Here is a 10,482-nt window from a genome sequence, read left to right on the forward strand (position 1 = left end):
AAAAGTCGCAGTGACGAGGTGACCGTGACCGCACCGCTGTACGTCTCCTTTCTCTGGCACATGCACCAGCCTTTCTACAAGGACCCGGTGCGGGGTGAGTACATCCTCCCCTGGACGTACCTGCACGCGATCAAGGACTACTACGACATGCCGGCCATCGTGGAGGCTTCCCCCGAGGCACGGGTGACCTTCAACCTGGTTCCGTCGCTCATCGAGCAGCTCCTCGACTACGCCGCCGGGACCGCGGTCGATCCCTTCCTGGCCCGGGGGAAGATGGCCCCGGCCGACCTGACGGAGGAGGACCGCCTCTTCATCCTGGAGAACTTCTTCTCGGCCAACCGGCAGCGGATGATCGAGCCCAACCCGCGCTACCTGGAGCTCTTCTCCCTGGCGGGACAGGGGCTGCCGGGGACGGGCCGCCAGGCGCTACGCCGGCTGGGGGACCAGGAGATCCTCGACCTCCAGGTCTGGTTCTACCTCGCCTGGACCGGAGAGGCCGCCCGCCGCCACTTCCCGGCCTTCGGGGAGTTGATCCGCAAGGGGAGGGAGTTCACCGCCGCCGACAAGGAGCTCCTCTTCGCGACCCAGCGGGAGCTGATCGGGAGGATCGTGCCGCTGTACCGGCGGCTCCAGGAGGAGGGAAGGATCGAGCTCTCGGTCACCCCCTACTTCCACCCGATCCTCCCGCTTTTGTGCGATACCGAGATCGCCAAGGAGGCGCTCCCCCGCGCCCATCTCCCGAAACGCCCCTACTGCCACCCGGGTGACGCCCGCAGCCAGGTGAAGAAGGCACTCTCCTACTTCGAGGGGCTCTTCGGCACCCGCCCCCGCGGGATGTGGCCCGCGGAGGGGTCGGTGAGTGACGAGGCCCTCGCCATCATGGCGGAGGAGGGGCTATGCTGGACCGCCTCCGACGAGGGGGTGCTGGCCCACACCCTCCCTGGGGGACTTGGGCGGGAGCGGGAGGCCATCTACCACCCGTACGCGTTTTCCCAGGAGGGGCGCGACCTGGCGATCTTCTTCCGCGATCACCTCCTCTCCGACCTGATCGGCTTCACCTACTCCCAGTGGGAGAGCGAGCGGGCGGTCCAGGACTTCCTCTCCCGCCTGCAGGGTGTCCGCCAGCGCTCCCACGTAAGCCGGGTGGTCCCCATCATCATGGACGGGGAAAACGCCTGGGAGTATTTCCCGGCCAACGGGCACCCCTTTCTCACCAGGCTCTACCGCGCCATCGAAAAGACTCCCGGCCTCGAGACCGCCACCTTCTGCGAGGTGCTGGAGCGGGTCCCGGAGCGAAGGGCGCTCGGGCATGTCCATCCGGGATCCTGGATCAACGCGAACTTCGCCATCTGGGTGGGGCACCGGGAGAAGAACCTCGGCTGGGAGGAACTGGAGAAGGCACGCAGGCAAGCGGTAAAGGAGAGCCGGGCCGTTGCCGAGCTCCTCGAGGGTAGAGCGGTCGACGACCCCGCCGCGCGTCTGGCCTGCACCTCCCTGCAGGCCGCCCAGGGGAGTGACTGGTTCTGGTGGTACGGCGACGACCACTACTCAGCCCACGCCACAGGCTTCGACCTTTTGTTCCGCAGCCACCTGATGAACGTCTACCGCCTGCTGGGACTGGAGGTCCCCGATGAGCTTCTCAAGCCGATCAAGCGGCAGCACGCCCCCGGCTTCGTCCGCGAGCCCTCCTCGCCGATCACCCCGGCCATCACCGGGGCGGTCACCGACTACTTCGAGTGGCTGGGGGCGGGGCTCTACGACCTGACCAAGCTCTCCTCCGCCATGCACGCGGGGGAGGGGATCCTGCAGTCCCTCTACTACGGCTTCGACCGCGATCATCTCTACTTCCGGGTCGACGGCGTCCACTCATTGGAAAAGGTGCTGGGCGAAGCGGACCGCCTGGTGATCCGGCTGTCGGTGCGGGGGGGGTGGCGGCTGGAACTGGACCCCGGCCGCGGCGAGGGGGAGCTGCAGATCGGGGAGGGGACGGGGTGGCAACCTTCCGGTATCGCGGCCCGCTGGCAGGTGGGGAAGATCGCCGAGGCGGCCCTCCCCCTTGCACCGCTCGGGCTTCTCCCGGGAGACGGTTTCCTGGTTTCCCTACTGCTGGAGAGAGACGGGGCGGAGTTCGGGCGCTGGCCGCTGGACGGGGAGCTCCTTCTCGTCTGCCCTCACGAGGGGGCGGAGGGTGACTGAAAGTACGCGTAATATAAGGGATATTCGATTGGGCGGGGACGGCCTGCCGGTCGGCGGGGCTTCCCTCTTTGGGCCTTACGGCCGTCGGGAAATGCCCCTCCGAGAAAACCCTTTACTTGGCTGGGGTTCTAATCTAAAATACTCTATTATATCGGTATGTTAGAGGATTTCACATGAAGATTCTTTTTGTTGCCTCCGAGGTTACTCCCTTTGCCAAGACCGGGGGGCTCGCGGACGTGGCTGGCGCACTCCCCAAAACCCTCCGTGCCTTAGGCCACGACGTCCGGATCATGATGCCCTTTTACTCCGTGGTCGAGCGGGGCGGCATGGCGGTAAGGAAGGGGCGCAAGAGCGCCTCGGTCTTTGTCAACGGTGCCGAGAAGAAAGGATTTCTCCGCCAGGCGGCCTTGGGGGACATCCCGGTCTACCTCATCGAGAACAAGGAATACTTCACCCGCGACGAGCTCTACGGCACCGCCAGCGGCGATTACACGGACAACGCCGAGCGTTTCTCCTTCTTCTGCCGCTGCGTGCTGGAGCTCCTCAAGAAGATGGACTTCCGCCCGGACATCATCCACTGCCACGACTGGCAGACCGCGCTGATCCCCCACTATCTCAAGCACGAGAGGAAGAACGACCCCTTCTTCACCAGGACGGGGATCATCTTCACCATCCACAACCTCGCCTATCAGGGGCAGTTCCCCCCCGAGATGCTGGAGACCATGGGGCTCTCCCAGGAGTGCTTCAACATCGACGGCCTGGAGTTCTACGGCAAGATCAATCTCATGAAGACCGGTATCCTCTCCGCCGACCTGGTCACCACGGTTTCCGAGAACTACTGCCGCGAGATCCAGACCGAGGAGATGGGGTGCGGGTTGGACGGCGTGCTGCAGACCAGGAAGGACGACCTGGTCGGCATCCTCAACGGTGTCGACTACGAGGCGTGGAACCCGGCCACCGACAAGGACATCATGAAGAACTACAGCCATGCTTCCCTCTCCGGGAAGGTGGTTGACAAGATCAGCCTGCAGCGGCTGATGGGGCTGGCCAGCGGGCCGGACATCCCGCTCATCGGCATGGTCTCGCGCATGGTGGCCCACAAGGGGTTCGACCTGATCGCCGATCTCCTCCCGCAGCTGGCCAAGGCCCCGCTGCAGCTCGTCCTGCTCGGCTCGGGCGACGAGCGGTACATGAAGGCCTTCGCCGACGCCAAGGTCTCCGGCGCCCGCAACATCGCCTTCTCCACCGGCTTCGACCATGCGCTGGCTCCCAAGATCTACGCGGGGAGCGACATGTTCCTGATGCCCTCCTTCTTCGAGCCGTGCGGGCTCGGGCAGCTGATCGCCATGCGCTACGGGAGTGTTCCCGTGGTGCGCAGGACCGGCGGCCTGGCCGACAGCGTCTTCGATCCCCGCGACAGCGACCGGACCCCCAACGGGTTCGTCTTCGAGGAGTACACGGCGGAGGCGCTCTGGGATACCATCAACCGGGCCCTCGCGGCCTACCAGGACAAGACCTTCTGGAAGAAGCTGATGCGTCGGGGGATGAGCTCCGACTACTCCTGGCAGAACTCGGTGCACAAGTACCTCGACCTGTACCGGAGGGCTCTGTCGAGAAGGGGGGTGACCGGCGATGCTGCCAAGTGACGACCTGGAAGCGCTGGCGGCCGAGGTCCGCAAGCAGATCCAGAGCAACAACAACTTCCTGGAAAGGGTGCTCGACGAGGATTACGACGACGAGGACGGGGTGGGGGACGAGGAGCCGGTAGCCGACGAGGACATCGAGGAGTTCGAAGAGCTCTAGCCGTACGTCGGTCGCCACCTGACACTACCCCATCCTCACCCCAACCCTCCCCTTGAAGGGGAGGGAGAGCATGCTGAGCTGGTGGCGGATAGGTGGTCTTGAAGGAAATGTTGAACAGTACCGAGCCGCTGCCTGAGGTACCCTCCCCTTCAAGGGGAGGGACAGGGTGAGGATGGGGGCGAGGCGAACAGGAAAAGAAAAGGCCGGCAGATTTCTCTGCCGGCCTTTTTGCGTTGTAACGTCGGGAATATCACTTGCTCGGCTGTTCCGGTACCACGTCCCCGGGGGCCATCTGGATAGCGCCCGAGTCGGCCGGTGCGGGCGCGGGGGCGTTTACCGCGGGAGCGGGCGCCGCCGGGGCCGGAGCCTCGGCGGGCGGGGCGACCGGACGGACCGGCTTGATCTCCGAGACCGGCGCCGGGCGGGCCGGGGCCGGCGCCGGGGTGACGGCCGGGGTGACGGCCGGGGTGACGGCCGGTGCGGGTGCGGGCTGCGCCGCCGGGGTGGCCGGCGCCGCGTTGTCCTTCCCGCCGAAGAGCGGCTTCTTCAGCTTGAGCAGCGACATCATGTCATCGAACTGCCGGGCGTAGAGGGAGGAGACGTCGTGCCCCTTGGCCACCGCCGACGATTCGGTCTGGGCGAAGGCGGCGTTGATCCCGGTCAGGGTCTTGTTCTTCACATCCACCTTCTCGCTCAGGTTGGCCTTGGCCTCATCGAAATCGGGGTACTGGAGCCCGAGGAGCGGAGCGTAGGAGAGCGCGCTTCTCCGGAAGTTCGGGTATTCCCAAAGGATGGTGCCGTCGCGGTCCAGCAACTGGGCGGTCATGATGAGGTAGTTGAAGTCCGTCTCCAGGTAGGCCAGGTAGTTGCTCGCGTAGATCTTGGCCGGCATGGTGATGCCGCTCACGGTGACCACCAGGAGGGCGTCCAGCTGGTTCTCGTTCATGAGCTGGCGAAGCTCGTCCTTCTTGTAGAAGTACTTGTTGTAGATGATCCCGGCATCGTCCCGGCGCTCGCGGTTGGCCACCAGCCGGCTGAAGAGGGTGACCGGGTCACCGTCGAGCGGGCGAACCGAGTAGAAGATGCCGGTGTCCCTCAGGCGGGCGGTCAGCTCCTTCTCGTTTTTCGCGTTGTAGCTCCGGACCAGGCTGACCAGCGCCCCCTTGTCGGGGTAGCGGAGATCGGAGTCGGCGTCGGTGAAGAAGGGGGTGACCCCAACCACCTTGACCCGTTTCTCCAGGGTCTCCTGGGGAATGTTGTAGTAGTTGTGGGCGCAGCCGAAAATGGTACTGCTGCAGATGACGAGCAGGACCAGCTTGAATAGGTTCCGCATGGGAAGAGCCTCCTGTCAGTGCATGCTACAATCTCCCGGCTTTATAGCAGATGGTAACCGGAAGCGCCACTGGTTATTATTCAGCTTCCAGCATGATGAAGCCGACCTGGCGGCCGGTGTCCCCGCCGTCGCGGCGGTAGGAGAAGAAGAGTTCCTGGTTGCAGGAGACGCAGTGGGTCGTGGTCTGGATCTGATCCGGAGCAAGCCCGGCGTCTTCGAGGAGCCTGCGGTTGGCGATCGGGAGATCGAGGAGCCATTTGCCGTCTCCCTGCTCCTGGGAGATGAGATCCCAGGCCTGGCCCGCCTTGACGAAGGCGTCGCGGACGGGGGTGTCGACCTGGTAGCAGCAGCCGCCGATGCCGGGCCCGACCGCGGCCTGGATGTTGCGGATGTCGCAGTCGAAGAGGGAGGCCATCGCCTTCACCCCCTTGGCGGCGATGTTGCCGACCGTCCCCTGCCAGCCGGCGTGGAGGGCCGCCACCACCTTCTTGACCGGGTCGTGGAGGAGGATGGGAACGCAGTCGGCCACGCAGATGGCGATCATGATCCCCGGCTGGTTGGTGACGATACCGTCGCACTCGAGCTTCAGGAAGTGGGAGAACTCGGGGTTGGGGGCGTCGATCACCAAAAGGTCGGTGCCGTGGACCTGGGTCACGGTGACGAAGCGGTCCAGCGTGGTGCCGAAGCTGCGGGCCAGCAGGCTGCGGTTCCCCTCCACGTTGTGGGGAGAGTCGAGGGTGTTGCTCCCGAGGTTGAGCGAGTTGTAGGGAGGGCGCGAGACCCCTTCGTGACGCGTGGTAAAGCCTGCGACCACCTTGTTGCCTGCCAGCCTCGGTTTCAGGTACTGAATCTTTCCAGCTTTCTGCATGTCCATGGTTCCCATCCCTCCAGCAACTTCGTATGTGCTATGTGTCGTGATTCGTCTCAATGCATGGCTATGGGTTACTGCCCGCCGCGCCCGTCGAGGTAGGCGAGGATGCCGGCCATGTCCTCGGGGAGCTCGGTGTCGAACTCCAGGTACTCGCCGGTCACCGGGTGCAGGAAGCCGAGCGTCTTCGCGTGCAGGGCGTGCCGCCCCATGGTCCGGACCATCTGTTTCAGGGTCTGGTCCTTGATTCCCGAGAGTCGGTTGCCGCCGCCGTAGAGCTCGTCGGCCACCAGCGGGTGCCCGGCCTCGGAGAGGTGCACCCTGATCTGGTGGGTGCGCCCGGTCTCCAGGCGGAGGCGGACCAGGGTCATCTCGGGGTAGCGTGCCACCACCCGCCAGTGGGTGATCGCCTCCTTGCCGTGGCGGGCCTTGCCGGACATCTTCTTGCGCTCGATCGGGTGGCGCCCGATCAGGGACTGGATCCTCCCCTTGTCCTCCTTGAGGCTCCCGTAGACGAGCGCGAGATAGACCCGCTTGATGGTGTGTTCTTTGAACTGCTCGGCGAGCGAGAGGTGCGCCCGGTCGCTCTTGGCTACCACCAGGGTCCCGGAGGTGTCCTTGTCGATCCGGTGGACGATGCCGGGGCGGAGTTCGCCGCCGATCCCGGAGAGGTCGGTGCAGTGGGCGAGGAGGGCATTGACCAGGGTCCCGTCCTGGTTGCCGGCCCCGGGGTGCACCACCATGCCGGCCCCCTTGTTGATGACCACCACGTCGGGGTCTTCGTACAGTATCTCGATGGGGATCTCTTCGGCCTGCGGCTCCGCCGGGGCGGGAGGGGGGACCTCCACCGACACGGCATCGCCCGCCTTGAGCTTCAGGGACGGCTTCTGCGACTTCCCGTTCACGGTAATGTGGCCGGATTCGATCAGCCTGAGGGCCGCGGAGCGGGTCAGTTCGGGGACGCTGCGGGCCACGAAACTGTCCAGGCGTTCCTGGTCGGTCTCCTCGGGAAAGATCAGCTCGATTGTTTGCATGGGGTCCTTATAAGAAAAGGGCGCCTTCCAAGGAAGCGCGCCCGTTGTCCAGCTCGTTACCAATTAGGGTGGCAGACTACCAGATGGAAGACTCTATTTTCCCCGCCCGTTTGATCAGCACGTCGACCACGGCCAGATCGAAGATGTTGGATTCGGCGATCTCGGGGACCACCCTCGACTGGAAATGTTCCTTCCCCTCGGCCAGTTCGTCCTGCAGAAGGTCGAAGATGCTGTCCTCCTTGATCCCCTGCTCGACTTTTTCACGGTTGTACATGGCCACGTCGGAGATGATGGCTCTGGCTAACCTTCGTGCCTGGTCCCGGTTGTCTATGAGGCTCATTGGTGTCTCCCGGCTGGAAATTTCGCCGCCACACTATACGCAGTTTTTGCCCAAGATACTATCTTAATCTTAAGGCGAAGTAGATATTGGCGTTTCCGCGCCTGACGAGCAGAGCCACCGCCCCCCGCGACGACGCCTCCCGTATCGCCTTCTGGTACTCAGCCAGGTTCCTGACTTTCTTCTGGTTCACCGAAACGATCACGTCTCCGCGCTGGATCCCGGCGTCCTCGGCGATTCCCCCTTCCTCGAGGTCGCTCACCACGACGCCGGAAAGGCCGCGCGCCTTCATCCCGGGGGAGAGCTCCCCGACCGAGAGCCCGAGCGCCCCGGCCTCGCGCTCGGGAGCCGGCTGTGTCTGCGAGGGCGCGCTTTCAGCGGAGCTGGGGGTGACGAAGACCTTGAGCGCCTTGCCGTCGCGGTAGAGTTCCACCTCGATCCTTTTGCCGACCGGAGTATCGGCGACCAGCCGCTGGAGCTGGCGGACATCCTTCACCTTCTCGCCGTTGAACCCGGTAATCACGTCACCCTGCAGGATCCCCGCCTTGGCGGCCGGGCCTCCCGGCACGACGTCATTGACGAGCGCCCCGTAGCTCTTGGGAAGCCCGAAGGAGCGCGCCATCTCGTCGGTGACCGATTGGATGGAGACCCCCAGCCAGCCGCGGCTGACGCTCCCCTTGCCAATCAGCTGGGTGACCACCTGCTTCGCCATGTTGACCGGAATCGCGAAGCCGATACCCTGGCCGGCGGCCACGATGGCGGTGTTGATCCCGATCACCTCGCCGTAGATGTTGAGCAGCGGCCCGCCCGAGTTGCCGGGGTTGATGGAGGCGTCGGTCTGGATGAAGTCTTCGTAGGTCTCGATCCCCATGTTGGAGCGGCCGGTGGCGGAGATGACCCCCACGGTGACGGTGCGGTCGAGGCCGAAGGGGTTGCCGATGGCGATGGCCCACTGGCCGACCTGGAGCTTGCTGGAGTCCCCGAGGACAGCGGCGGGAAGCGGCTCCTTGGCGTTGATCTTGATGACGGCGATGTCGGTCTTGGGATCGGAGCCTACTACCTTGCCGGTATAGACGCTCTCGTTGGAGAGTTTCACCTGGATGGTCTCCGCGTCACGCACGACATGGTCGTTGGTGACGATGTACCCATCCTTGTTGAGGATGAACCCGGAGCCGAGGCTGCTTTCGCGGCGGTACTGGGGACGGCTCCGCTCGCCGAAGAACTCTTCGAAGAGGGGGTTGGATTCGAAGAAGGGGCGGACCAGTTTCTTCCTGCCGATGGTGGAGATGTTGACCACGGACGGGGTGACCGTTTTTACCAGGTTGGTGAAGGCCTGCTGGGTGGAGAGGATGTCCTTGGGGACGTCCTTGACCGGTGCGTCCACACTCTCTTTTCTGTTCGACTCATAGAATGTGGCCGACTCTTTCTTCTTGCAGCCGGCCAGTGCACTGGTAATGATGAGGCAGATAATGACAAGGCGGGAAAGTTTCATCTCTGGCTCCTTACATAAACGAGGTCAGGCGGAAGAAAAAAGGCTACCCAAAAATAGGGTAAATGTCAACCTCGTCCAATACTTGCGTCGTTGTGCCGCGCTTTAATAAATAGGCCTTGACGCCGGATGCGCTTTTGCCTATATATTGCTTCCGGGGGTGCCACGTGCAAGAGAAAATCAAGCAGGAAATTCGGGAGATGAAGTTAGGGGAGAAGGTTCGCGGCCTGCGCCAGGAGCAGCGGTTGACGCTTCAGGCTCTTGCCGATGCGACCGGGCTTTCCAAGCCGCTGCTGTCCCAGATCGAAAACGACCAGGTCACCCCGCCGATCGCGACGCTTTTGAAGATCGCCAAGGGGTTGAAGGTCGGGATCCACTACTTCTTCGAGGAGACCGGCGACCGCCAGAAGTTCGTGCTGACCCGCGGGGAACCCAACACGGGGAGCCAGCGCCGCCCGGGGAGGGACCAGGTGCAGGGATATATGTATAAGCCCCTGGCCCCCGGCATGCGCCAGAAGAAGGTCGAGCCGTTCCTGGTGGAGTTCGAACAGCGCGCCTGGGAAGATTCCCTCTTCTACAGTCATGAAGGGGTCGAGTTCCTGTACCTGTTGGAAGGGGAGCTCGAGTTTCACTATGCCGACCAGGTGATGACCCTCTACCCCGGCGACAGCATCTACTACGAGTCCTCGGAGCCCCATGGCTTCATCTCGGCGGGCGAGATCCGCGCCCGCGCGGTGGCGGTCCTTTATACCAAGGGGTGACCTTCCTTAGCCCCCGGAAGAGGGTTCCAGAAGGGAGAGGGGAGGAGGCGGCACTCTCTGACGCTCCTCAGGCAACACACACTGCGACGGTTTTCCGCCAAAGGATGCGGAAGACCGTCGTTTTTTTGCCCGGACATTTGACAGCATTTTTTTTTGGTTTATCCTCTTAACTTGTCTCCCCATCATCCGATAGGATGTAACTGCCGCCCGGACTGGACCTCCTCTTTCTCCAACTCAATCGAATGCAGACGACGTGTCGGCCTGACAAGGTCCCGGCGCGCACTGCGGGCAGTGTTGCGTTGCCGGCATCCACCGGGTGTTTGGTTAGAGAATTTTAGTTCTTTTTTCAACCGAAAGGCGTTGACAGTCGGGAACCGCTTTGCTATAACACGGGACTTCGCAGTGACGCTCTTTTGAAAACCGAGACAACGCCGACCGGCGAAGTAGATTCGTGTGAATTTTTTAACACAGTCCGCTTCGAAGAAAAAAGAAAAAAAGGGTTGACGGCCGGATCGGGATTGTGTAGATTGTGAAGTCTGCCGCAGCGAAAAGCGGCTTGGTCTTTGAAAACTAAATAGTAGACGAATCACAATGTGGGTCTTTTTTTAAGTCAGTTGTTTTTCAACTAGAATCGAGCTTTCGGTTTAACTTTAAACTGGAG

Annotated in this window: 9 protein-coding genes; 4 read left to right on the forward strand and 5 right to left on the reverse strand. The window is 63.0% G+C overall.

Features of this window, described 5'->3' with window-relative positions; all coding sequences use genetic code 11:
- Positions 1–24 precede the first annotated feature (24 nt).
- The 3 genes from ACYVL5_RS18150 to ACYVL5_RS18160 all read left to right on the forward strand — a co-directional run bounded on the left by ACYVL5_RS18150 (position 25) and on the right by ACYVL5_RS18160 (position 3,999).
- Positions 25–2,196, forward strand: a complete 2,172-nt coding sequence (locus tag ACYVL5_RS18150; RefSeq protein WP_460596985.1) for a glycoside hydrolase — start codon at positions 25–27, stop codon at positions 2,194–2,196.
- Between the two features lie 173 nt (positions 2,197–2,369).
- Entirely contained in the window at positions 2,370–3,842 is a 1,473-nt protein-coding gene (gene glgA, locus ACYVL5_RS18155) for a glycogen synthase (RefSeq protein WP_460596986.1), read from the forward strand.
- Complete coding sequence (locus tag ACYVL5_RS18160) at positions 3,829–3,999, forward strand: hypothetical protein (RefSeq protein ID WP_460596987.1); 171 nt, start codon at positions 3,829–3,831, stop codon at positions 3,997–3,999. The genes glgA and ACYVL5_RS18160 overlap by 14 nt, the downstream gene beginning before the upstream one ends.
- Before the next feature lie 250 nt (positions 4,000–4,249).
- Here ACYVL5_RS18160 and ACYVL5_RS18165 read toward each other — a convergent pair whose 3' ends face one another.
- From ACYVL5_RS18165 to ACYVL5_RS18185, 5 genes are all read right to left on the reverse strand, one after another.
- The gene (locus ACYVL5_RS18165) at positions 4,250–5,332 is read right to left on the reverse strand and encodes a hypothetical protein (protein WP_460596988.1); all 1,083 of its coding nucleotides are present in this window, start codon (positions 5,330–5,332) and stop codon (positions 4,250–4,252) included.
- A gap of 76 nt (positions 5,333–5,408) precedes the next feature.
- Entirely contained in the window at positions 5,409–6,206 is a 798-nt protein-coding gene (pgeF, locus tag ACYVL5_RS18170; protein WP_460596989.1) for a purine nucleoside phosphorylase YfiH/LACC1 family protein, read from the reverse strand.
- A 68-nt stretch (positions 6,207–6,274) separates the two neighbouring features.
- Complete coding sequence (locus ACYVL5_RS18175; RefSeq protein WP_460596990.1) at positions 6,275–7,234, reverse strand: RluA family pseudouridine synthase; 960 nt, start codon at positions 7,232–7,234, stop codon at positions 6,275–6,277.
- 76 nt (positions 7,235–7,310) lie between these two features.
- Entirely contained in the window at positions 7,311–7,574 is a 264-nt protein-coding gene (locus ACYVL5_RS18180) for a hypothetical protein (RefSeq protein ID WP_460596991.1), read from the reverse strand.
- A 58-nt stretch (positions 7,575–7,632) separates the two neighbouring features.
- Positions 7,633–9,063: a DegQ family serine endoprotease gene (locus tag ACYVL5_RS18185; RefSeq protein WP_460596992.1), complete on the reverse strand. Its 1,431-nt coding sequence runs from the start codon at positions 9,061–9,063 to the stop codon at positions 7,633–7,635.
- A 197-nt stretch (positions 9,064–9,260) separates the two neighbouring features.
- On the opposite strand from ACYVL5_RS18185, the gene ACYVL5_RS18190 reads away from it, so the two are divergent.
- The gene (locus ACYVL5_RS18190; RefSeq protein WP_460596993.1) at positions 9,261–9,821 is read left to right on the forward strand and encodes a helix-turn-helix domain-containing protein; all 561 of its coding nucleotides are present in this window, start codon (positions 9,261–9,263) and stop codon (positions 9,819–9,821) included.
- The last annotated feature ends 661 nt before the right edge of the window (positions 9,822–10,482 follow it).

The sequence above is a fragment of the Geomonas sp. Red276 genome (genome assembly GCF_054784495.1).

Bases quoted from the DNA above. Each gene is read 5' to 3' on its own strand.
- glgA (WP_460596986.1), top strand. From the start codon at position 2,370: ATGAAGATTCTTTTTGTTGCCTCCGAGGTTACTCCCTTTGCCAAGACC.
- ACYVL5_RS18160 (WP_460596987.1), top strand. From the start codon at position 3,829: ATGCTGCCAAGTGACGACCTGGAAGCGCTGGCGGCCGAGGTCCGCAAG.
- ACYVL5_RS18165 (WP_460596988.1), bottom strand. From the start codon at position 5,332: ATGCGGAACCTATTCAAGCTGGTCCTGCTCGTCATCTGCAGCAGTACC.
- pgeF (WP_460596989.1), bottom strand. From the start codon at position 6,206: ATGGACATGCAGAAAGCTGGAAAGATTCAGTACCTGAAACCGAGGCTG.
- ACYVL5_RS18175 (WP_460596990.1), bottom strand. From the start codon at position 7,234: ATGCAAACAATCGAGCTGATCTTTCCCGAGGAGACCGACCAGGAACGC.
- ACYVL5_RS18180 (WP_460596991.1), bottom strand. From the start codon at position 7,574: ATGAGCCTCATAGACAACCGGGACCAGGCACGAAGGTTAGCCAGAGCC.
- ACYVL5_RS18185 (WP_460596992.1), bottom strand. From the start codon at position 9,063: ATGAAACTTTCCCGCCTTGTCATTATCTGCCTCATCATTACCAGTGCA.
- ACYVL5_RS18190 (WP_460596993.1), top strand. From the start codon at position 9,261: ATGAAGTTAGGGGAGAAGGTTCGCGGCCTGCGCCAGGAGCAGCGGTTG.